This is a genomic window from Vibrio sp. 10N.261.52.C11, assembly GCF_041471405.1.
GTDB classification, from domain to species: domain Bacteria; phylum Pseudomonadota; class Gammaproteobacteria; order Enterobacterales; family Vibrionaceae; genus Vibrio; species Vibrio crassostreae_C.
In genome coordinates, this window is record NZ_JBFROI010000019.1 from 1 (window position 1) to 23,860 (window position 23,860).

At 38.3% G+C, this 23,860-nt stretch carries 21 protein-coding genes; 20 read left to right on the forward strand and 1 reads right to left on the reverse strand.

The features are described from left to right. Positions 1-36 precede the first annotated feature (36 nt). The 14 genes from AB4323_RS07080 (at position 37) to AB4323_RS07145 (ending at position 14,953) form a co-directional block, all read left to right on the forward strand. Complete coding sequence (locus tag AB4323_RS07080; protein ID WP_372152008.1) at positions 37-1,173, forward strand: polysaccharide pyruvyl transferase family protein; 1,137 nt, start codon at positions 37-39, stop codon at positions 1,171-1,173. 84 nt (positions 1,174-1,257) lie between these two features. Then, positions 1,258-2,412, forward strand: a complete 1,155-nt coding sequence (locus AB4323_RS07085) for a polysaccharide pyruvyl transferase family protein (RefSeq protein ID WP_371959836.1) — start codon at positions 1,258-1,260, stop codon at positions 2,410-2,412. Then, positions 2,405-3,214: a glycosyltransferase family 2 protein gene (locus tag AB4323_RS07090; RefSeq protein WP_372152010.1), complete on the forward strand. Its 810-nt coding sequence runs from the start codon at positions 2,405-2,407 to the stop codon at positions 3,212-3,214. The genes AB4323_RS07085 and AB4323_RS07090 overlap by 8 nt, the downstream gene beginning before the upstream one ends. Then, positions 3,211-4,458: a glycosyltransferase gene (locus AB4323_RS07095; protein ID WP_372152011.1), complete on the forward strand. Its 1,248-nt coding sequence runs from the start codon at positions 3,211-3,213 to the stop codon at positions 4,456-4,458. Before AB4323_RS07090 ends, AB4323_RS07095 begins: the two co-directional genes overlap by 4 nt. After that, positions 4,445-5,494 carry a glycosyltransferase family 4 protein gene (locus tag AB4323_RS07100; RefSeq protein WP_372152013.1) on the forward strand — a complete coding sequence of 350 codons (1,050 nt, stop codon included), beginning with the start codon at positions 4,445-4,447 and terminating at the stop codon, positions 5,492-5,494. The genes AB4323_RS07095 and AB4323_RS07100 overlap by 14 nt, the downstream gene beginning before the upstream one ends. Beyond that, on the forward strand, positions 5,484-6,068 hold the full coding sequence (locus AB4323_RS07105) for a DUF1796 family putative cysteine peptidase (RefSeq protein ID WP_372152015.1): 585 nt from the start codon (positions 5,484-5,486) through the stop codon (positions 6,066-6,068). The genes AB4323_RS07100 and AB4323_RS07105 overlap by 11 nt, the downstream gene beginning before the upstream one ends. Then, complete coding sequence (locus AB4323_RS07110) at positions 6,065-7,015, forward strand: sulfotransferase domain-containing protein (protein ID WP_016798410.1); 951 nt, start codon at positions 6,065-6,067, stop codon at positions 7,013-7,015. Before AB4323_RS07105 ends, AB4323_RS07110 begins: the two co-directional genes overlap by 4 nt. Before the next feature lie 9 nt (positions 7,016-7,024). Beyond that, on the forward strand, positions 7,025-8,134 hold the full coding sequence (gene gmd, locus AB4323_RS07115) for a GDP-mannose 4,6-dehydratase (RefSeq protein ID WP_372023033.1): 1,110 nt from the start codon (positions 7,025-7,027) through the stop codon (positions 8,132-8,134). Between the two features lie 5 nt (positions 8,135-8,139). After that, the gene (locus AB4323_RS07120; RefSeq protein ID WP_371959840.1) at positions 8,140-9,111 is read left to right on the forward strand and encodes a GDP-L-fucose synthase family protein; all 972 of its coding nucleotides are present in this window, start codon (positions 8,140-8,142) and stop codon (positions 9,109-9,111) included. Positions 9,112-9,185: 74 nt separating this feature from the next. Further along, a complete protein-coding gene (locus AB4323_RS07125; protein WP_372023027.1) occupies positions 9,186-9,644 on the forward strand; it encodes a GDP-mannose mannosyl hydrolase in 459 nt (152 codons plus the stop codon). A gap of 48 nt (positions 9,645-9,692) precedes the next feature. Then, positions 9,693-11,102: a mannose-1-phosphate guanylyltransferase/mannose-6-phosphate isomerase gene (locus AB4323_RS07130; RefSeq protein WP_372152017.1), complete on the forward strand. Its 1,410-nt coding sequence runs from the start codon at positions 9,693-9,695 to the stop codon at positions 11,100-11,102. A gap of 2 nt (positions 11,103-11,104) precedes the next feature. Beyond that, the gene (locus AB4323_RS07135; protein ID WP_016798405.1) at positions 11,105-12,532 is read left to right on the forward strand and encodes a phosphomannomutase; all 1,428 of its coding nucleotides are present in this window, start codon (positions 11,105-11,107) and stop codon (positions 12,530-12,532) included. A 77-nt stretch (positions 12,533-12,609) separates the two neighbouring features. Then, positions 12,610-13,794 carry a mannose-6-phosphate isomerase, class I gene (manA, locus tag AB4323_RS07140; protein ID WP_372152019.1) on the forward strand — a complete coding sequence of 395 codons (1,185 nt, stop codon included), beginning with the start codon at positions 12,610-12,612 and terminating at the stop codon, positions 13,792-13,794. Positions 13,795-14,185: 391 nt separating this feature from the next. After that, positions 14,186-14,953 carry a glycosyltransferase family 2 protein gene (locus tag AB4323_RS07145; protein WP_016798402.1) on the forward strand — a complete coding sequence of 256 codons (768 nt, stop codon included), beginning with the start codon at positions 14,186-14,188 and terminating at the stop codon, positions 14,951-14,953. On the opposite strand, the gene AB4323_RS07150 is transcribed toward AB4323_RS07145, so the two are convergent. After that, a complete protein-coding gene (locus AB4323_RS07150; protein ID WP_372152021.1) occupies positions 14,928-16,793 on the reverse strand; it encodes a polysaccharide biosynthesis protein in 1,866 nt (621 codons plus the stop codon). The genes AB4323_RS07145 and AB4323_RS07150 overlap by 26 nt on opposite strands. Before the next feature lie 176 nt (positions 16,794-16,969). On the opposite strand from AB4323_RS07150, the gene AB4323_RS07155 reads away from it, so the two are divergent. From AB4323_RS07155 to AB4323_RS07180, 6 genes are all read left to right on the forward strand, one after another. Next, a complete protein-coding gene (locus AB4323_RS07155) occupies positions 16,970-17,959 on the forward strand; it encodes a UDP-glucose 4-epimerase family protein (RefSeq protein ID WP_372135407.1) in 990 nt (329 codons plus the stop codon). Between the two features lie 113 nt (positions 17,960-18,072). Next, positions 18,073-18,621: a sugar transferase gene (locus AB4323_RS07160; protein ID WP_372152090.1), complete on the forward strand. Its 549-nt coding sequence runs from the start codon at positions 18,073-18,075 to the stop codon at positions 18,619-18,621. Positions 18,622-18,889: 268 nt separating this feature from the next. Further along, entirely contained in the window at positions 18,890-19,135 is a 246-nt protein-coding gene (locus tag AB4323_RS07165) for a hypothetical protein (protein WP_372122960.1), read from the forward strand. 112 nt (positions 19,136-19,247) lie between these two features. Next, positions 19,248-19,952 carry a YjbF family lipoprotein gene (locus AB4323_RS07170; protein WP_372152023.1) on the forward strand — a complete coding sequence of 235 codons (705 nt, stop codon included), beginning with the start codon at positions 19,248-19,250 and terminating at the stop codon, positions 19,950-19,952. 51 nt (positions 19,953-20,003) lie between these two features. Then, positions 20,004-20,909, forward strand: a complete 906-nt coding sequence (locus tag AB4323_RS07175; RefSeq protein WP_372152092.1) for a capsule biosynthesis GfcC family protein — start codon at positions 20,004-20,006, stop codon at positions 20,907-20,909. Next, positions 20,909-23,203, forward strand: coding sequence for a YjbH domain-containing protein (locus AB4323_RS07180; protein ID WP_372152025.1), 2,295 nt, complete (start codon positions 20,909-20,911; stop codon positions 23,201-23,203). The genes AB4323_RS07175 and AB4323_RS07180 overlap by 1 nt, the downstream gene beginning before the upstream one ends. The last annotated feature ends 657 nt before the right edge of the window (positions 23,204-23,860 follow it).

Below are 23,860 nucleotides of genomic sequence, written 5' to 3' on the forward strand. Positions count from 1 at the left end.
ATCTAAAATACTAGATTATGCTAAGGTAAGTTGTAAATGATTAATGAAAAATATAAGCTTCATATGGATCTTCTTTATATTAGTGGTATAAAAGATGCCTACAAAGAGAACACTGATGGTTTAATGTATTATAGTGGTTTTAATTTAGGAAACTATGCTTTTCGGCATGGTCTTTCTAAAATTATCAATGTGGAAGAACATAAACGTATAAACTGGAGAGGTTGCCGAGAGTTTTTGAAGGAAAATGGTAACCCCAGTGAGTTATTATTATCTTGTGCTAATTGGATTGGCACATCGGAACATGAAGAAAGAGCAAATGGCACGAGATATGAACTTATAAAGCAAATGGAATGTCCAACAATTCCTGTTTCAATTGGAGCTCAATCTCATGGCTCAGTTAGTGATTTTTCACTAGGCAAAAACACTAAAAACCTAATTGCATTGCTTTCAGAGAGAAGCCGGGAAATCAGTGTTCGAGATGAGTTCACGCAACAAGTATTAGAAAAATATGGAATTCAAAATTCGATAATAACAGGGTGTCCATCAAACTTTATTAATGATGATGAGGATTTAGGTAAAAAAGTCCAAGAAAAAGCTCAGAGTCTTATCAAGAACAAGCTAGATGTGAAAGAGACTCGCTACCATATTAGTGAATATAGTGCTGGTAATGCAGTGTCATCTTTAGTGTTAGCAAAGACGTTAAAAATCCTTTCTAAGTCAGCTGGTCAATATATTATTCAAAGCCCAGAGCTGTTGCCTTTTTTATTAAGAGAAAGTAGAGATATTCCATTATCATATAAAATCCCTGGACTAATGAACTTAACACCAAAGGTTAAATCACTTTTAAACTCTAGAACACAGCACTTTTCAGGAATTGAACCTTGGTTGGACTTTTCTAGAACTTGTGATATTTCATTTGGTATGAGAATTCATGGAAATATGATTCCGTTGCAAGCAGAAGTTCCTTCTATTGTAGTAACACATGATACTAGAACTGCCGGACTATCTGAGACAATGTGTATACCAACTATTAGTGCAAAAGAGTTTTCTAAGCTAAGAACAAAAGAGCTAAATACGGTGCTATTGAACAAAGTGAATACAGTTATGGAAGATTATGATAGCAATAGAGAAAAATTGAAAGGTCGTTTTACGAGCTTTTTTAGCAAAAATTAAGTTATCTATTAATTTTGCATTTTCTGTATCTGTATAGTGTATTATTTCAGGGTTAAATATCCTTATTGTTAATTATGGTTTTGTATGAAAGGTATTTATTTAACGTTAAAGGATTTATATTCTATTGATGAGGTTGACGAGCTGAAATCTGAAGATATAAACCTCCGTAGTGGGTTTAATCTAGGAAACTTTGCTTTTCGGCTTGGTTTATCTAGAATTGTTAATATTGAAGACTATGTAACGCATAGCTTTGCAAGTGTTAATGAAATTAATCAACATCTTGACAATCAGTTTGATAGACCAACGATTATATCGTGTGCGAATTGGTTGGGAAATAATGAAGCTTCAGAATTATTCAACCAAAAAAGGTATACATCTTTAAAAACGCTGGAAACTAAATTTGTCCCATTTTCTATTGGTGTTCAGAATGTTAATAGACATGAACTGTTTAAATTAAAAAAACATAGCTTGTCTTTGATATCATTACTTAGTGAAAGAAGTGAACAAATTAGTGTAAGGGATTACTATACTCAGAATATCTTGGAATATAATGGTATATATAACACGAGAGTCACAGGATGCCCATCAAACTTCATCAGTTATCATAGGGATCTTGGTAGTATAATTGAAAAAAAGTGTAATTCATTGCTTTTAGAACATGATCTAGATTCACTAAAACATCACATATGTGAGTATAGTCAGGGACATAGATTTTCTCAAAAAGTCCTACTGAACACTGCTAGGTTTTTGAGCAAAAATGTATCTAGTTATGTAATTCAGAGCCCGGATTTACTGAGCTTTTCTATGAACGAGAACATACAAATTCCATATCATTACCAAAGGGCTTTCAGATTTAGACACAAGACTCTAAGACAAAAAGTAATGCATTTTACAAATACCGTCTCTTGGATGAATTACTCTCGTGGCTTTGATTTGTCATGGGGAATGAGATTACATGGAAATATACTGCCTATGCAAGCGGGCGTGCCTTCATTAATAATTACACATGATTCGAGAACCGAAGGCCTTGCTGATACTATGGCACTTCCACAAATGAGTATTGATCAGTTCATAAAATACAAGCCAAAAGAATACTCTAACGTCATTGTAAACTCAATCTTAGAGCAAGTGGGATTGTATGATCTAAAAAGGCAATATTTACATAATGAATTTATTGAGTTTATTAAAGTTAATAAACTCGAAGTGAATCAAGGTTTTGCGGGAATGTTTGATGATTGAAGTAATAACTGTCAATTTTAATGATAAAAAGGGTTTGGTTGATACGCTGAAATCTATACAGGAGCAAACACGTGAGTGTAGGCTTACAATAGTTGACGGAGGATCAACCGATGGTTCGCTAGATATAATTGAATCTAATAGTGAATTGATTACATGTTATGTCAGCGAGCCTGATACAGGCATATATAATGCAATGAATAAAGGCATTAAGTTAGCAACTGGAGATTATGTAATCTTCATGAATGCTGGTGACACCTTTGTCGATGAAAATACTTTAGCTAACATAGTTAATGAAGTGTCAGATAATCCAGGGTTTGATATTTACTATTCTGATGCTATTTATGTAAAGGCTACATCTGAACATATTCATCACGCAGAGCATTCATTGATTATGTCTAAGATGCCATTTAATCATCAATCAACAGCAATTAAACGCAGTTTGCATGAGGAGATTTTTTATAATGAAGGGTATCAAATATCTTCAGATTATGACTTCTTCTTACGTGCTTATAAAAAAGATGCAAAGTTCCATAAAATTGAAACAAAAATTGCAAGACATAGCCTTGATGGTATTTCTGTGACCTCACCATTCCACTCTTGCTTAGAATCAGTTCATTCACACTTAATTAATTACAAATCTATAGAGTTTGATAAAACGGAATACTATGGTGAGTTTTTTATAAAAGAAATATTCAAAAAGAAGCCATTGTTGGCTAGATTCACAGTTGCAATTTATACTATGTTTATTAAAGGAAATAAAAAAACGATGTTAAAGTCGTTAATAAGGAAAGTTCTCCGATGAAAGTTTTACATGTAAGCTATCAGGATTGTAGTGGTGGTGCACATATTGCCGCTCGTAGGATCTGTGAAGCTCAGAGAAACGCTGGTATTGATGCAACAATGCTAGTTGGCTCTAAAGGAAGTTCCAAAATTTTTGTTAGAGATGTGAGTCTTAAGCGTAAAGTTTATAATATGTTTGCGAATATGTTAGGGCAGAAAATTGCTAACTTTCAAAAGAAAAGTTCTAACCCTATTTTACATTCTTTGAACGTTTTCCCTTCAAAATTATATCATGTGATAAACTCTTCTGATTGTGATGTAGTAAACTTACACTGGATTAACGCTGAGTTTATGCGTATTGAAGATATAGCAAAGATTAACAAACCTATTGTATGGACTTTACATGATATGTGGCCTTTCAGTGGGGCAGAGCATTATGATGACTTAGAGCATCCTGAGCGCTATGTTGAAGGTTATTCTTCTGGAAATAGACCTAAGCATTATACAGGTAGAGATTTTGATTTAGCTCTATTCAAACGCAAGAAAAAACATTACCCAAAAACAATGCATATAGTATCGCCATCTAATTGGATGAGAGAGTGCGCATCTAAAAGTGAGTTATTAAAAAACCATATCCATAGTGTGATACCTAATACCCTAGATATTAATATATTTAGGCCGTTAGATATTTCTTACTGCCGAGAGTTACTTGGTTTTCCGAAGGATAAAAAACTTGTTCTGTTTGGAGCATTCAATAGTAAGGATGATCCTAGAAAAGGTTTTAAGTTTATTAGAAAAGCGATTGATTTATTGAATGAACATGAGAGTGCTGAAGATATTGAATTTGTCATTTATGGTTCTGAACAAATGGAATCTGAGCATTTCGGTAAGATAAAGGCTAATTATATTGGGAAGTTTTCTGATGAAGTATCGTTAGCAGCAATTTATAATGCAGTCGATATATTTGTTGCTCCTTCCATGCAGGATAATCTGCCTAATACAATCTTGGAAGCTCAAGCGTGTGGTACACCTACAGTTGCATTTAATATAGGTGGTATACCAGATATGGTTAACTCTGAAAGTAAAGGTTTTCTTGCTACTCCTTTTGAAGCAAATGAAATTGCTCAAGGTATATTACAAATACTAAAATGTCCTATTGACAAAACAGATGTTAGTCGCGAGTTTATTGACGGTTACTTTTCAGAAAAAGTAGTTTGTTCTTCTTATATTTCAGTTTATGAAAGAGTCCTTAATGGGAAAAAGTAAGGTATTCTTTATTGGGCCCGGTTCTGGAAAAATAACAGGACAAAATAAAGTACTTATTGATAGTGTTAACGCTATTGAAAATAGTATTCTTTTTTCCAATGGTGGGGAGGGGGAGTCACTTTTAAATAAGTTATGGCTTTTTTTATCTTCACTGTTCACATTCTCTGTGAACCTGATTGTTACTAATAATATCTCTGTGCTTTCAAGTTCAAGAAGTTATTCTGGTTTCATAAAAGACCTGCCATTTTTGGTGTTATCACTGTTATTTTCAAAAAAAGTGATTGTGCATGCGCATGGAAATGATTTTGATAATATATTTCAATCAAAGAACTCTATTATAAATAAGCTTAGTCGATGGTTGTACAAAAAGACCGATTTGATTTTGATACCAAATAGCCATATGGCATTACAGTTCGAAAATGCTGGTATTGAAAACAAAAAAATTAAAGTTCTAAAAAATTATTGTGAATTAGTGCAGGTTAATAGAGAGTTGAAGCCAGGGAAGAGGTTGTTGTTTTTATCAAATATCACAGTAGAAAAAGGTGTATTTGATGCAATTGCGTTGTTTGAAAAAATAAAGAAAAAACATCCAGACTCGACGCTTGATATTGCCGGTTCATCCTTTTTAACTGATGTTCAAATGCAACTTTTTCAGAGTAAAGTAAATGACATCGATGGTGTTGTCTATCATGGCTCTATTCAAGGAGAGTTGAAAGAGAATATATTAGAACAAAGTGATATTTTGATTTTCCCAAGCAAATATAAAACAGAAGCATCACCATTAGTGCTTCTTGAAGCAATGTCATATGGTTTGGCAGTAGTTTTATATAAGCATAATAATATCGAAGAGGTTCTTCCCTCTCAAGATTACGCAATCGAAAATTATAGCTTTAAAAGTATGGTATTAAAAACCAATCGACTATTGAAAGACTCTGATATACAAACTAAATATCGAGTAGAGTGTTTGAAGGAATCAAAGAAGTATACTTTTAATTACTATGAAAAGTCTTTTAATGGGTATATTTATGAGGAATAAAATAGTTATACCAATTGGGAATAGTTGCTACGTATCACATCAACTAAGAAAGCATAATCTCCGTATATGCGCTTATCCATTCGATTGGATTATATCGGATATCAGTAAAAATATTGCATTTTTATTAAAAGATGAATCTTTGATCAATAAAAAAGATGCAATTTTTTTGAAGCCAGTCAAGCGTATGCTTTTTGTTGAGGACGAGAGTGGTACAAAACTAGAAATTTGTGATGAAATAATAACCCCTTGCGTTAATGCTAAAAATTTCACATTATTACCTCACGATTTTCCTAAGAATGGAGAGGAAATATTTGATGAAGTTTATGAGAAATATGAAAAACGATTATATCGATTAAAGCGTGACATAGAAAAAGCAGATGAGGTGATATTTGTTTTTCATATAGAAAAATTAAATCTTTTTCAAGAGGATTGTTTTGAACAAGCTGGTGTTTTTTATCCAAAGCAGTCTGTGGTTTCTGCTTATGTGGAGTACTGTAAATTTAAGTCATATCATAAAAACAAAGAAGTTCAATTATTAGATTTGAAAACTTATTTAAGGAGAATGAATAAATGATTACATGGCTTGTTTCTTACCCTCGTAGTGGTAATACCTATCTACGCATACTTATGAATAAAGTCTTTAATGTTCAATCTTATTCTATTCATGGAGATAAAAGTGATATTGCTGAGAATCCTGCAGTAGCTGAGGTCGTTGGGCATTTACCCTTAGATGATTTCAATCTGGATAGCATGAGGGATAGTACAGAACTATTTTATGTAAAATCTCATGAGTTGCCAGATAGTGATAGTTTTGATTTTGTACGTGATAAATTTATTTATGTAGTTCGTGACGGTAGAGAAGCAACACTTTCTTATCAACACTACCTTAAAACAATCGCGAATGAAAAAATTACGCTATCAGATGTGATTGTAGGCAACGTTTCCTTTGGTTCTTGGGGAGAGCATGTCCAAAAATGGAGCTTATATAGTCAAAAGAGTAGTTTTTTATTACTAAAATTTGAAAGTTTAATGGATGATTTTGATGATTCTATAAAGAACATTAATCATTTCATTAATTCAGAAGGTGATAATGCGTCTGACGTTAATTCAGTACCATCGTTTAGTGAGTTGAATTCCCAATATCCAGATTTTTTTAGAAGTGGTCAGAAAAGCTCTTGGCAAGAAAAATATACTAATAGTCAGCAGGTTGCGTTTAATCAGTTGTTTAGAAAAGAACTGTTGTCAATGGGTTACGCTGCTCCATTGTTTGAATCAGAGGATGTATTAAAATACAGTACCACATTGCAGGTTAAAAATATTAATACTGAGGTCATGGAAATTAAAAAGATGACCCAGCAGCAGCTTTCTAACTTGCAAGGCTCTATCCATAACTTAGAACGCTCTAACTACGACTTACAACAGCAAAATAGAGCATTCCAAGAGTCAATTAGATTCAAGATTGGTAGCATGATATTATTCCCACTAGATGTTTTTAAAAAGTTACAAAGCAGATTTAAGTGAGATTGAAAAATGAATAAAGTTGCATTAATTACAGGTATCACTGGCCAAGATGGCTCGTATTTAGCTGAGCTGCTGATTGAAAAAGGCTATGAAGTTCATGGTATTATTCGTCGAGCTTCTTCTTTTAATACAGAACGCATTGATAGTGTTCTTGCGAATTCAGATAGTATCCACCTTCACTACGGTGACTTGACCGATTCTTCAAACCTTATTCGTCTTGTAAAAGAGATCCAACCGGATGAAATCTATAATCTAGGTGCAATGTCTCACGTTGCAGTATCCTTTGAATCTCCTGAATATGTGGCTGATGTTGATGGCATGGGCACAATGCGCCTACTTGAAGCCATTCGTATTAATGGACTTGAGAAAAAAACACGTTTCTATCAAGCTTCTACTTCTGAGCTTTATGGCGAAGTAAAAGAAATTCCACAACGTGAAACGACTCCTTTCCATCCTCGCTCTCCTTATGCTGTTGCGAAAATGTACGCCTATTGGATTACGGTTAATTACCGTGAATCTTATGGTATGTATGCATGCAACGGCATTTTGTTTAACCACGAATCACCACGTCGTGGAGAAACGTTTGTAACGCGTAAAATTACACGAACGATTGCAAATATTTCTCAAGGTTTAGAATCCTGCTTGCATCTTGGTAATATGGATGCGTTACGTGATTGGGGTCATGCAAAAGACTACGTACGTATGCAATGGATGATGCTTCAGCAAGAGGTGGCGGATGACTTTGTTATCGCAACGGGTAAGCAAATTTCTGTACGCGAGTTCGTTCGTATGTCTGCTTTAGAAGCGGGCATCACTTTAGAATTTACTGGCGAAGGGGTTGATGAAGTTGCGATAGTAGTCTCAGTAGAAGAAAGCAAAGCTCCAAACGTTAATGTGGGTGATGTTATTGTTAGAGTTAACCCTAAGTTTTTCCGCCCTGCAGAGGTAGAGACACTTCTTGGGGACCCAACTAAAGCGAAAGAAAAGTTAGGCTGGGTTCCAGAAATTACGGTTGATGAAATGTGTCAGGAAATGGTGCAATCAGATATCTCTAAGGCGAAACAGCATGCATTATTAAAAGCGAATGGCTTTGATGTGGCTATTTCTTTAGAGAGTTAATTGATATGTCGAATGTAGTTAAACGTATTTTTATTGCAGGCCATAAAGGAATGGTTGGCTCTGCAATCGTACGTCAGTTATCTCAATTGTCTAATGTTGAACTTATTACCCGTGATCGTAATGAGCTAGATTTATTGGATCCTCAGGCGGTAAATCAATTCTTTGCTGAAAATAACATAGATCAAGTGTATTTATCAGCAGCAAAAGTGGGTGGTATTGTCGCTAATAACACTTACCCAGCTGAGTTTATTTATCAGAACCTAACGATTCAGAATAATATTATTCATGCAGCACATAGCCATGATATTCAAGATTTACTTTTTTTAGGGTCTTCTTGTATTTATCCTAAGTTTGCAGAGCAACCTATGGTTGAAAATACCTTGCTAACTGGTGTGCTTGAGGCAACGAACGAACCTTATGCAATTGCTAAGATTGCAGGCATTAAAATGTGTGAATCGTATAACCGTCAATATGGGCGTAATTACCGTTCAGTTATGCCGACCAATCTTTATGGTGAAAATGACAATTTCCACCCTGAAAATTCACATGTTATTCCCGCTTTGATCCGCCGCTTTCATGAAGCTAAATTAGCAGAGCAAGCACAAGTTGTTGCTTGGGGGACAGGGAAACCGATGCGTGAATTTCTTCATGTTGATGATATGGCTGAAGCCAGTATTCATGTTATGAATTTAGATGAAGGTATTTATCAAAGAAATACTCAACCGATGTTAAGTCATATTAATGTTGGTACTGGTATTGATTGTACTATTCGTGAATTGGTTGAGACGGTTGCCAAGGTTGTTGGCTATCAAGGTGACATTGTTTTTGATACTTCAAAACCTGATGGTACGCCTCGTAAGTTGATGGATGTATCCCGTTTAGAAAAGCTTGGATGGGTTGCTTCAATATCGCTTGAAGACGGATTGAAAGAGACTTATCGATGGTTCTTGGACAATCAAGATACATTTAGAAAATAATTAGTTTTCTATATTAATAAAAGAGCTTTAACGTAAAGCTCTTTTTCATAGAGGACTAATTTCAGTGAGGAAATATGTTTCTTGATAAACAAACTTTTTCTACCGTTATCGCAAGTACACCATTAGTTTCGATTGATTTAGTTGTTGTAAATTCTAATGACGAAGTTTTGTTGGGGAAGCGAGTAAACAAACCCGCTCAAGGTTTTTTGTTTGTTCCTGGTGGGCGAATCCAAAAAAATGAAACCATGAATGAGGCCTTTCAACGATTGACTTTAGATGAGCTTGGTGTTGCATTTTCAATTCAGCATGCTGAGTTACTCGGTCCATTTACGCACCTTTATCATGATTATGTTTTTGGTGATGATGTAAATACACATTATGTTGCCATCGCGTATAAGTTGGTGGTTGATTTAGAAACATTAAACTTACCTCTAGATTCTCAGCATAATCAATACCAGTGGCTTCCTGTGAATGTATTACTAAATAGTGATGATGTTCACTTGCATACCAAGTGGTATTTTCAATCTAGTTAGTCAATACTCTTTTATTATTCTTATTCAAATAAAAATAAGTAGCTGAATATGTTATTACCCGTAATTATGGCAGGTGGCTCTGGTAGTCGTTTATGGCCTTTATCTCGTACTCTTTATCCTAAACAATTTCTCTCGTTAACCAGCTCAAGCACAATGCTACAAGAAACCATTAATCGACTTGATGGTATCGAACATGATGCACCATTTTTAATTTGCAATGAAGAGCATCGCTTTATTGTTGCTGAACAACTTCGTCAGCAGAATTTAAAGCACAGTGGTATTGTTTTGGAGCCAGTAGGTAGAAATACCGCGCCTGCTATTGCGCTTGCAGCATTACATGGAATTAACAATGATCAAGATCCTCTATTGTTAGTACTAGCTGCAGATCATGTGATTCAAAACCATTCTGCTTTTATTGAGTCAATACAACAAGCTGTTCCTGAGGCTGAATCGGGTAAGCTGGTAACCTTTGGTATTGTGCCTACAGCACCGGAGACAGGCTATGGGTACATTAAAAAAGACACTGAAGTTGAAGGTGGTCATGCATATAACGTCGCTCATTTTGTGGAGAAACCAAATTTAGAAACAGCCCACGCCTATTTAGAATCAGGTGATTATTTATGGAATAGTGGTATGTTTTTATTTAAAGCATCTCGCTATTTGGAAGAGCTTAAGCTGCATCGACCTGATATTTTTACAGCCTGTCAAAAAGCAATGGTTGGCGCTCGTGGGGATTTGGACTTTATCCGCTTAGATGAAGAGAGTTTTGCGGCATGTCCTGATGATTCTGTTGACTATGCCGTAATGGAAAAAACGAAAGATGCCGTTGTTGTACCTATGGATGCCAATTGGAGTGATGTTGGTTCTTTTGGTGCGCTTTGGGAAGTAAACGATAAAGATGATGATGGAAATGCAACTCGTGGAGATGTGTTAACAGAGCAGACGTCAAATAGTTTTATCTATTCTCAAAATAAATTAGTGTCTACAGTCGGTGTTGATAATTTAGTTATTATTGAAACCAAGGATGCGGTTTTAGTTGCAGATAAAGATAAAGTTCAAGATGTGAAAGCAATAGTGAATAAATTGAGGTCACAAAAGCGTCCAGAATGTTTACAACATCGTGAAGTATATCGCCCTTGGGGGTCTCATGATGAAATCGCCGACGGAGAACGTTTTCAAGTTAAGCACCTAACAGTTAAGCCTGGTGAGAGAACGGCAACACAACTTCATTATCACAGAGCGGAGCATTGGATTGTCGTGTCTGGTACAGCGAAAGTGACCAATGGAGATAAAACTTACTTACTTGGTGAAAATGAATCGACCTTTATTCCAATTGGTTCTGCTCATTGCATTGAAAATCCAGGTAAAGTTCCTTTAGAGTTGATCGAAGTTCGTTCTGGTTCATACTTACAAGAAGATGATGTGGTTCGTTTAGAAGACTATGGTGTAGGTTATTAATAATGTTGAACAGTAAAAATGTAATTCAAGAGTCAGGTATTCAATTTGGTACAAGTGGCGCTCGTGGTTTAGTTGAACAATTTACAGCTAATGTGTGCGCTGCTTTTACTCATGCTTTTATTACAGGGATACAATCTAGCTTTGATTTTAAACAAGTTGCAATAGCAATAGATAACCGCCCTAGTAGCCCAGCAATGGCTCAAGCTTGCATTAAAGCTGTATATCAGTTAGGGCTTGATGCTGTCTACTATGGGGTTGTACCAACTCCAGCGCTTGCTTATGTTTCAATGCAAGATAACATTCCCTGCATTATGGTGACCGGAAGTCATATTCCATTTGATCGTAATGGCCTTAAATTTTATCGACCAGATGGTGAAATTAGCAAAGATGATGAACAAGTGATTCTAAATGCTACTGCTCAGTTTGAAGATATAATAAACGTACCTGAACTTGTTATTAGTGATAAAGCGGCTACTCAATATATTGAGCGTTACACGTCACTGTTTGATAGTCAGCTACTTGCCGGTAAACGCATTGGTATTTATGAGCATTCAAGTGCTGGTCGTGATATTTATGCGCCAATGTTTGAAGCGCTTGGTGCTGATGTTATTCCTCTTGAGCGTAGTGATGAGTTTGTTCCAATTGATACTGAAGCTGTTTCTGAAGCCGATAAGAAAAAAGCACAAATATGGTCAAAAGAGCATAATTTAGATTTTATTTTTTCAACTGATGGTGATGGTGATAGACCACTAGTTGCAAATGAAAACGGCGATTGGCTACGTGGCGATGTTTTAGGTTTATTATGTGCAGAAGCGATGCATATTGAAGCGCTAGCTATTCCAGTAAGTTGTAATTCAATCATTGCCAAATCACCATCATTTAAACATGTATCAAAGACAAAGATTGGCTCTCCATATGTAATTGCAGAGTTTAGTTCGCTTATTGTTAATTTTTCTTCTATTGCTGGCTTTGAGGCTAATGGTGGTTTTTTACTTGGTAGTGATGTCAGCATTAATGGAAAAATATTAAAAGCTTTACCTACAAGGGATGCTGTTCTACCAGCCTTAATGTTGTTATCTTCGGCTAAAAATATACCAATAGTCCAATTGCAAGAAAAAATAGAAAAACGTTTCACACATAGTGATCGAATTCAGAACTTTGCTATTGAAAAAAGCCATTTAATCTTAGAGCAAGGTCTGAGTTCGCCAAACGGTTTACTTTTTGAATTAGGTTTTGTTGATGTTAAAGTAGAGAGTGTTGATACTACAGATGGTTTACGTTTGACACTGGAAGACCAGAAAATAATTCACTTACGCCCATCAGGAAATGCCCCTGAATTACGCTGTTATGCTGAAGCTGATTCACTAGATTCCGCATGTCTATTAGTTAATCAAACACTTAGTAAACTAGAACAAAAATCATTTGCTTGATAAATTTGCAAAAGGAACTGTAATCTGTAGATTCTTTTTTATTTAGGTTGAGCATAAATAGAGTTACTGGGCACACTATGATTTATCCATTACAAAATCCAATAAAGAACTTCCAATGGGGCAGCATAACAGCAATGTCAGAATTGTTTGCTATCCCCAACCCAAAGCAAGAGCCACAAGCTGAATTGTGGATGGGGGCACACACCAATGGAAGCTCTCTAATTAAGAAAGATGGGGAATGGCTCCCACTAAAAGAGATAATAGAAAATTCACCTATAGAATGGTTAGGTGAATACAGGCAGCAGTTTTCAAATCAGTTGCCCTTTCTGGTTAAGATTCTAGCTGCGGAGCAGCCGCTTTCGATCCAAGTTCATCCAAGTAAACAAGCTTCTGAAATTGGTTTCTCTAAAGAGAATAAAGCAAATATTCCATTAGATGCGCCAAATAGGAATTATCGCGATGCTAATCATAAACCTGAGCTTGTTTATGCGATAACACCTTATTTAGCAATGAATGGTTTTCGTGAAATACCTGAAATAGTTAGATTTTTTTCAGTAATAAATTTACCTTCAATCTCAGATATTATTGAGTTACTTTTACAGTCACCAAATTCATTGTCACTTAAACGAGTTTTTACAAGCATTCTCCAACTAACGGAAGATCTTAAAAATCAAGCAACTGAAGAGCTACTAGCTTTCCAGCCAAATGAAAGTGATACAGATATTGTTGCTCTCCATCGATTAATCACAGAGCTAGCGACTATATATTCTGATGATATTGGACTATTTTCGCCATTGTTCTTGAATGTCATAGAACTGCAACCAGGTGAAGCTATGTTCTTATACGCTGAAACTCCTCATGCTTATCTTCGAGGTGTGGGTGTAGAGGTTATGGCTAATTCTGATAATGTTCTTAGGGCTGGACTGACTCCAAAGCACATAGATGTGCCTGAACTCATATCGAATACAAGATTCAATCCAATTCGTAAGCAAGATCTTTTAATGCCCCCTGTAATTCAGAATGGACGAGATATTTATCCAATTCCAGTAGATGATTTTAAGTTTGATATAATAAAGCAAGGAATAACACAAGAAATAACAGTATCTTCACCAGAAATATTACTTTGTTTAGATGGACTGGTAACTGTGGAGTCTGACGGGTTAGTCTATATATTAAACAAAGGTGAATCATTAGTTCTTTCAGTTGAAACGGCTCAGTATATCGTTGACTGTAAAGGACTGCTTGCACGAACGTATTGTTAACTAAGCTCAATCAACAATTAATAACAATGTAAGTTAAATACATGCATAAATTTCGTTACGACATTGTTTTTATTAGAACATTGTCGTTTATTATTGTTGTGCTTTACCATTTTAAAGTTCCCGGTTTTTCGATCGGGCTTATTGGTGTTGATGTTTTTGTCATATAATATTTTTCAGTGCAAACTATTGGTTTTTTTTGAGTCAGAAGCGTAACTTTCTTCTGCTCATGTGGATTTTAGGTGTGGAATTGCAATTTTATATTGTGTTTCCAATCATATTATTATGTGCAAAGAAAATTAATGCATCATTTAAGTCGTTATGGAGTTATTCGAAAAAGAAATATTTCGATGAGGCTTTCAGTGTTCTGGTGAAAAAGTAGAATGGAGAATAAATGAAAGTAACTTTAATAACAGTATGTTATAACTCAGGAAGTACGATAGAAGATACTTTCAATTCGATTTGTCAACAGTCTTATGAAAATATTGAATATATCGTTATCGATGGTGGCTCAATAGATAACACACAGAAAATTGCTAATAAGTATCAAAATGTTATAACCTTTTTTTTGTCAGAGAAAGATAAAGGACTATACGATGCGATGAACAAGGGGATTTCAATGGCAACAGGAGATATCATTGGAATTATCAATTCAGATGATGTCTTATTTAATAATGAAATCATTGAAGAAGTTGTTGCTTGTTTTGACCCTGATATTGATGGTGTTTATGGTGATGTGGTTTTCTGTAAGCAGGATGATCTTGAACAACTAACTCGTTTTTACTCATCTAAGTCAGCAAGTTATAGCAATTTGAAATGTGGAGTTATGCCAGCTCATCCTTCCCTTTACTTGCGTAAGGAATGTTTTGAAGAAATAGGTGTATATTCGTTAGATTATAAAATAGCGGCTGATTTTGATTTTATTGTGAGATTGTTTTCAAGTGGAAGTTTTAATTTGAAATACCTTGAGAAAAATTTAGTAAAGATGCGTGAAGGGGGAGTAAGTACTTCAGGTATCACTGCTAATTTGCAGTTGAATAGCGAGATACTTCACTCCTTGAAACAACACGGTATATCTTCAAATTGGTTTTGGCTATTATCTAAGTACCCTATGAAATTATGGGGCGTGTTGAAAGCTAAGCTTCAGGCTTATACCCCGTAGGGGCATCTAATAATATCCGTTTAATGCATTCTACATTAAAATCATGGCAGCACTCGTCTAGCTCGTTCAATAGTATCTGCATCTCTGGCCAATTGAGCTTACTCTCCATTGCCGTCATGATTTTTTCGTGGCTAGTTCCTTCGACATTGTCACCAATGAGAAGCTCTTCATATAGCTTCTCACCGGGTCTTAAACCTGTAAATTTGATTTCAACATCACCTTCATCCGAGCTTGAATTAAGGCTTTCCTTCATTCCCATTAAATGTACCATGCGTTTTGCAAGGTCTAGAATTTTAACGGGTTCACCCATATCCAGTACGAAAACTTGTCCATTGTTTCCCATCGCACCAGCCTGAATGACAAGCTGTGCAGCTTCTGGTATTAGCATAAAATAACGGATGATATCAGGGTGCGTCACAGTAACAGGGCCGCCAGCTTTAATTTGCTTCTTAAAAAGTGGCACTACCGATCCGGAAGACCCTAACACATTGCCAAACCTGACCATGGTAAAGACAGTATCTGTCCCTTTATCTGCAAGCGCTTGAAGAACGAGTTCAGCCATCCGTTTACTCGCACCCATGACATTCGTTGGTCTTACGGCTTTGTCGGTTGAAATTAGCGTAAAATTTTTCACACCGCACTTTATAGCGGCTTGTGCGCAGGATAGTGTCCCAAAAACATTATTACGAATCCCTTCAACAACATTATCCTCGACTAGGGGGACATGCTTGTATGCGGCAGCATGATACAGGGTCTCAATTTCATATGTATTAATGAGTTTTTCAAGACGGTTCTGTCTTTGGACTGAACCTAGAGCGGCAATGATCTGAGTTTGGCTCTTTAAGTTTTTCTTTGTAGAAAGTAGTTCTTGTTCAATTTTGTATAGGTTGTACTCATTGAGTTCGAATAGAACTAATGTTTTAGGTTGCTGCGCCAAGATTTGACGACATAACTCTGAACCAATGGAACCACCGGCACCGGTTACCATGACACACTTGTTATGAATATTCTTTGCCAGCAATTCACTGTCAGGTGTGATAGGCGCTCTACCCAATAGATCAGCTACGTCGAGATCTTTGATCTCTGTCGCAGTCGCTTTACCTGCAGCTATGTCCTCTACCGATGGGACAGACTGAATCGCAATAGGCCAATCAGATAATTTTTCTACGAGTCTTAATCGTTTACCTTTATTAATATTATTAATTGCTAGTAATAGCTTTACTGGCTGATAAAGAGATTGAAGATGCTCAAATTCGCTTGGGTGATGGACTTTTAGCCCAAATAAGATATTGCCCCTTTTGCTCGGGTCGTCATCTAATAATATAACCGGGTTATATTCATCACCGTGTATTAGAGCATATGCAAGTTCGCGACCTGTAGCCCCGGCCCCGTAGATAAATACATTGGGTTTTTTGCGTTTGATCATCTGATCATAGACAGAGCGGATCATTATCCTTGGCCCACCTAAGGTCAGAATCGCTAACCCAGCGTAAATAAATGGAACGCTTCTTGGGATAAAAGTATGAAAAAAGAATCCGCTCATAACTAAGGTTAGAGATGAGATAAATACAGCAAAGAAGATGTTACCGACGGCAGGAAACATCATATAGCGTAGTACTGCTCGGTACATGCCAAGTTTGGCGAAGGTGAATACCGTGACTGAAATTGTCAAAAGTAATGTGACCCACTCGTCTAGCCCTAGCTCAAATGTATATGTACCTAGCCTTAAAGCAATAGCAAGATAAATAGACATTGCTATTGCAAAGATGTCGTAACCAATACTAATTAAGCGTTTATTTTTCCGCTTGGTGTTGAGAATTGCTCGTATTGGCTTGATCATTGTTGTCCCTGAGATATTGATATTTGTTTAGCAATCGCTGCACAATGTTTTTATTCAAGATATTTTAATGCTGTTGAGTGCGGTAAGCTAGATGTTATTGATGGTTCTGTGGTGCTCAGTAGTTTTGCTGTTGATGCTGCTTGTTTTTTATTCAATATGTAGAGCTTTTTTGTATTATGAAATTATTAGTCACTGGTAGTACGGGCTTTGTCGGCTCTCGCGTTGCGAATTTAGCACAAGAGTGTCAGTGGGAAGTTGTGCCTGTAGTGCGAAAAGCGGCACAAATACAGCCTAATAGCTTGTTTGTTAATAGCCAGTTTGTTAATAACTTGGCCGTTAATAGCTTTGCTGTTTCTTCTATTGATTCGAGTACCGATTGGTCTGGTGCATTCGAAGGTGTGGATTGTGTTGTTCATTGTGCTGCTCGAGTGCATCAAATGAATGAGAGTGAGCAAGGTGCTTTAACTGCCTATCGAGATATCAACACCCTTGGCACTTTGAACCTAGCGAAGCAAGCCGCTGAAGCGGGCGTTAAAAGGTTTGTATTTGTCAGCTCTATTAAAGTTAACGGTGAATTCAGTGAGCCAAATTTACCCTTTGAACCGAATTTAAAGAATACTCCGCAAGACCCTTATGGTTTGAGCAAGTATGAAGCTGAAGTTGAGTTGGCTAAGCTTTCAAAAGAGACAGGGCTAGAAGTGGTTATCATTAGGCCTCCATTAGTTTATGGGCCTGGCGTCAAAGCAAATTTCTTATCTATGATGCGTTTGATTGATAAAGGCATTCCGTTACCGTTTGGTGCTATAAAGAACCAGAGAAGCTTGGTTTATTTGGATAATTTGTCCGATTTGATACTAACTTGTTGCGAGCACCCTTCAGCTCCGGGCTATACCTTCTTAGCTTCTGATGATCAGGATGTATCGACAACTCAATTGATGCAAACCATCGCTCATGCTATGGGGAAATCACCGCGATTAATTCCAATCCCAATGTCTTGGATACAAGCTGGATCGTCAGTTTTAAATAGACAGCACATAGCGCAAAGAATATGCGGCAACCTCCAAGTGGATATAGGTTTGACGAAAGAGATATTGGGATGGAACCCCCCTGTAAGTTTTGAACAAGGGATCAAAAGAACCGTAGAAGCTTACTTGAAGTCGCATTGATGCGTTTTAGGTAGTTTATGGCTTTCTTGTCCATAAATTTTTCAGGTATCCTTTATTGATTAGTGGTGCTTATAGTGCCCCCACGTTTTCAATCCGAATTTGATAGGACACATATTTTGATTCGTTTGTTCGATTTTATTTTTGCTTTCTTTGGCTTGTTGTTCCTTTGGCCTGTATTTGTTGTTATTTGTCTCCTCGGCTATTTTGATACGGGTTCTCCTGTCTTTTTTCAGACCCGAGTTGGTCGCAACAAAAAGCCATTCACTTTAGTTAAATTCCGCACTATGCCAGTGGAAACAAAATCTGTTGCGACTCACTTAGTTGGGGCGAGCTCTGTAACTAAACTAGGTGGGTTCCTGCGTAAAACGAAACTGGATGAACTGCCTCAGTTATACAACGTACTTAAAGGTGAAATGAGTTTAGTTGGTCCAAGGCCATGCCTGTTTAACCAGCAAGAGCTGATTGATGAGAGAGAGTCGAGAGGAGTGTTGTCGGTTAGACCGGGTGTGACGGGGTTAGCTCAAATCAATGATATCGACATGTCGACACCGGAAAAACTCGCGGAGTGGGATCAACGCATGATTCACACGTTGAATACTAAATTGTACTTCCAATACATCATTCAAACAGTATTAGGTAAAGGCTCTGGCGACAGGGTTTAGTTAGATATGGTTTACGCTCTCTTATGATCATTGGTACTGGCTTCTGCGTTATACAAACATAGCTTTGTTGACCTCCACAGTCTCTAAGGCCATTTTTATGTGACGCTATTTCCTAAATATTGCTTTATAAGGTATTGCTTATGATTTATCCATTTACTTGATTGTGGTTATTATCTATGATGATCAATCAGTTGTTTAAGCTGAGCAACTGTTTGAAGGTGTGAAAATTATCTTCTGCATATGAACGTTTATATTAATGGAAATCATTATGAAAAAGATGGCTCTAGCAGCTGCATTAGCAGTTAGCTTCTCAGGTGCTGCATTTGCAGCTGAAACTACAGCGGCAGCTGGCACTGGTACAAGTTCAGGTGCAGCGGCAGGCGCTGGTGCATCTGCAGCAGCAGCAGGCACAGCAACAACAGTAGCGGTAGCGACAGCAGCAGTAGCGGCTGCAGCAGCAGTAGCGGTTGCTTCTAACGATGGCGGCGCAACAGTAACGACAACAACTAACTAGTTTTTTGTTGTCGGGCGTATAAACCATTTTATGTGAAAGCATAAAGTGGTTTTTTTATATCAGATTTTTATATTGGAATCAGCAACCAGATTGCTAGGAAGCAGAACTCGTCATGCTTAAACCTCTAATCATATCCCTTGGTCTTTTTCTTGCTGGTTGTTCTCAGCAGTTTCAAGACGTTAATTACACTTTTGATGAAGCTTTTTTTGGAAGCTCCGATGTTGAGCTGTCTAAGGAATACATTCAAACCTTACCGTATTCCAGCATTTATGCAGAAGTAAACGACCAAGGCAAAATCTTCATGGTTTTGGCCTACGTCGGTGAAAACCCTCAAACGGGCGCAGAGCAGTTAAAGTGGATGTCTTCTGACAAAGCGATGATTGTCACTGAAAATGGACGTATCGTACAAACGCTATTGCTTCCTTATGAAAACCTCTCTGGTTTGGCATTCCAACCGTTAAATACGTTCTCGTCTGCAAACAGCTCGTCGCCAGACTCTTCTTCTGCGTTTGATGTGTCAGCGAACCCAGGTCCCCAAAAGTGGCAAGCGGTGTACGACTGGCAACCTAACTATCGATTTGGCTATAAAGCGAATATCACCCGGACGTATGCGGGGAATCAAACGGTAGAAACACCGTTAGCGTCTATCGATACCAAGAAGTTCCAAGAAAAAATTCAATTCCCAATGTTAGAACAAGAGATCACCAACGAATATTGGGTCGACAGCGAAGGCAAAGTGGTAAAAACCATACAGTATTTAGGCCCTGATATGACAAGGCTTGAGTTAACCGTCCTTAAGCATTATCAAAGCAATTAACGAACAGGGTAATGAACTAAAATGATGAATTATATGAGTCATACATCAAAAATGACGGGACGTCGGTTGCCATTGGTGAGAACTTTATTAACGATGAGAGCTCTGTTAATGATCAGCGCTTTGTTTGCTTTGAGCTCCGCTTCTTCGGCTTCTGATCTTGTTACGCCTGAACGCTCTTCGTCGATTAAAACAACAATCGAGCTTCCTCTCCAAGGTGTGACGCTTGAGTATCAAACTAACGTTCGACTGCTTCGTGTATTAGACGACGCAAGCGCGAATGCGAGCTCTAACGCTAACGGTACTGTTGGTTACTTCCCCCTTTCGGCTCAACTGTTTGATATAACCAATACTGAAGCGACTGCAGTTACTGGATTTAAAGAAGCTAACCAAGCTAACGAATCTATCGAAGCCAAAAAGCGCAATGTACTGAATCAGCTTGAAGCTTTCGCAGTAGAAGAGCCAGAAGCAAACTTAGTGCGCCAACAGTTAGCCTCTTTCCAATATCTCAATCGAGTTTTTATTGAGCTAGACCGTAATGCCGTTATCTCTCAATCAGATAAGAACCCATTGCTTGTTTCAAGTTCTCATACTAACAAGCCGTCAGACAGTCAAACTCAAGCCTTATCTCTGTACTTACCACAACGACCAACGTCAATTCAGTTGATGGGTGCAATGAAAGAGTCGGTAACAATGAATCTGATTGAGCATGGCACGTTGAATGATTACCTCGATGCATTACCGAATGGCTTTATTGGTGAATCTGCAGATAAAAGTGTGGCGTATGTTGTTCAGCCAGATGGCGTGGTGCAAACCATTCAATATGTGTACTGGAACGAACAGCCGGTGTACTTAGCACCAGGTGCTATCGTATTTATGGCGTTCTACTCTCTGCCATCGGAATACTCAACGTTGAACCAAGATATTGTCGATTTGCTACGTCATAAGGTTGGCCTGTAATGCTGAAACAGAAATCATTCCCTCTATCGGCAGTGTGCACATCGGTTACCTGCGCCTTGTTAATGGCTAACAGTGCTTCGGTTTTTGCAGAGACGGTTTTTACAGACACGGCTCGTGCAGAAACAACTATTGATTCCTCTTCGATTCGAGCAGAAAAATCGTCATTCGACGACACTGAATACAGAACATCGCAAATGAACTTTGGTGGTGTTGGCTTAATGCAAATGCCGACAGGCCGAATGGCACCTGAAGGTGAGTTCAACTTTAGTGCTTCGTTTAACAATGAGTACTATTTTTATAACGTGAGCCTACAGGTGATGCCTTGGCTTGAAACCACTGTTCGTTATACGCAAGTACAAGATCTGCTTTATAGCGGAGGCGCAGACCAAGATTGTTCTCAAAACTCATTCAGTGGCTGTACTAAATACACAGACAAAGGCATCGACTTTAAACTGCGCTTAATCGAAGAAGGGTACTACTTACCGGAAGTATCGGTCGGTGTGCGTGACTTTGGTGGTACCGGTTTATTTGATGGCGAATTTGTCGCGGCAACTAAACGTTTTGGTCCTGTTGATTTTACCTTGGGCATGGCTTGGGGATACATGGGTACCAGTGGCAACTTCACCAATCCACTGTGTAAAGCCAGTGACAAGTATTGCGAACGTCCGTCTGACTATAAAGGTAATGGCGGCAGTGTCGATTTTGAGCGTTGGTTTAAAGGCGATGCAGCAATTTATGGTGGTTTTGAATACCAAACCCCTTATAAGCCGTTAACCTTGAAGCTTGAATACGATGGCAATGATTATTCTCAAGACTTCCCAGTAGTACGTGGTGGTGTCGACATGACACAACACACGCCATGGAACGTGGGTGCGGTTTACCGTTTCACCGATTGGGGTTCGGCTAAAGTGAGCTACGAGCGAGGTGATACGCTAACCCTTGGTTTCGATCTCTCTACCAATTTCAACGAAATGTATTCCGTGTGGCGAGATACCGAAACAGCAGAGTTACGCCCGAGTGGTGTCGAGACGGTTGACGACATCGATATGGCGGCCCTTGCAAGCCAACTTGAAACGATCGCTGGTTATGAACAAGCGCAAATCTTGGTCGACGATAACAGCATTGTAGTCAAGGGCACTCAGGTCAAATACCGAGACAGAGATATCGCTGTTGAACGCGGTGCGACTGTGATTGCGAATGCGGTGCCAAGTTACATTGATACTTACAAAATCATCGAAAACGATAAATCGATGGAACTCACCGAGACAACGGTAGATGCACAAGCATTCAAAGCGGCAGCGAACAACCGTTACCTTAATGCTCAAACCAGTGATGCAACAAACACTCACGAACTAAAGCGTAAGAAATCCGTTATTTATCACGATGGGCGAGAGCGATTCGATGTGTCGATTACACCGCACCTTGCCCAGTCGTTTGGTTCATCTGAAAACTTCTACCTATACAGTTTGGGTTTATACACCAATGCTTCGTTCTGGGCGTCAAATAGTATCGAATTATCCGGTTCTCTGTATGTGAATTTGATAGACAACTATGACAAGTTTAATTACGAAATTCCAACAGATGGCACAGCTCAAACCGCACGAGTAAGAACACTTTTCCGTTCATATTCAGACGAAGCCATTCGCTTAGATCGCTTACAACTGACTTGGTTTGAGGATTACGGTCACGGTATCTACACCCAAGCCTACGGTGGTTACCTAGAGAGTATGTTTGCTGGCGTCGGCGGTGAAATCCTGTATCGACCATTTAACCAAAACTGGGCGATTGGTGCAGACATGACGGCGATCAGCCAGCGAGATCCAGAAAGCTGGTTTGGTACGTTTGATGAAGAGCTGCAATACCATGAAAAAGATCAGGCTTACTACAAGGTGATTGATAAAGGCACAACTGGCTTTATTACCGGCTACTACACCCCACAATGGGATTTTTTGACCGATACCTTACTCAAAGTGGGGGTCGGTAAATTTCTTGCGGGTGATGTCGGGACTCGTGTCGACTTCTCTAAGCAGTTCAAGAGCGGCGTTATTGCCGGTGCGTTTGTAAGCTTAACCGACATGACAACCGAAGAGTACGGTGAAGGCAGTTATACCAAAGGCTTCTACGTGTCGATTCCGTTTGATCTAGTCACCGTGAAACCAAGCTCAAGTCGTGCTGGCTTTACCTGGTTGCCGATCACGCGTGACGGCGGGCAAGTGCTGAACAAACAATACAACTTGTTCGATCAAACCGATGCTCGCTCACCTTGGTTCCAAAGGCCAAGCAGCGTTAAGTAGCTTGAAAGCAGATGCGGGTAACGAGTAATCGGGTATCGAAGAGAGAAAAAAGATAGATTCGGGTGACGAGTAAGCGGGATACGAAGAGCCGGGAAAGGGCTGTAACGAGGTTTGGGTAACCGAGTTTTGAAGAGCTTTAAAGCAGGTGAGAGTAATTAAGCCTGCGACGAGCCTAGCTTTTGGTTCTCCCCCTTGAACGCCGTTCGTTTTTGATCGGTGATGTTCATCAAAGGGGGAGTTAGAGGGGGATATTAATCTATGTGTTACCAACCCCTCCCTGTCTCCCCTTATGTTGGTATTTTCTGCCAAGCAACAGTTGTGATAAAGGGGAGGAGCTAAAAGCATCCCGACACGGCTTTAGGCTCTTCGTTTACTCGTATCTCGCTACTCTCATCTGCCCTTTAGCTTTTCGCATCTAGTTCACTCGCATCCCGCATCTGCTCTTAAGCTATTTAACCTTAAGACCATTCAACTAGGTTGATAATAACCACAGATTGTGGATAATGCTTACGGGTTAAACTAACCGAAGCAAGCGCTCTTTTTTTTGCTACGTTTTAGATGAAATTCGCCTATGCAAGTTCAATATTGCTAGGGGCAGATTAACTACGCAGTGTGATCTCGCGGAATATCAAGGGGCGGTAGCGTCCCTATTTTGAT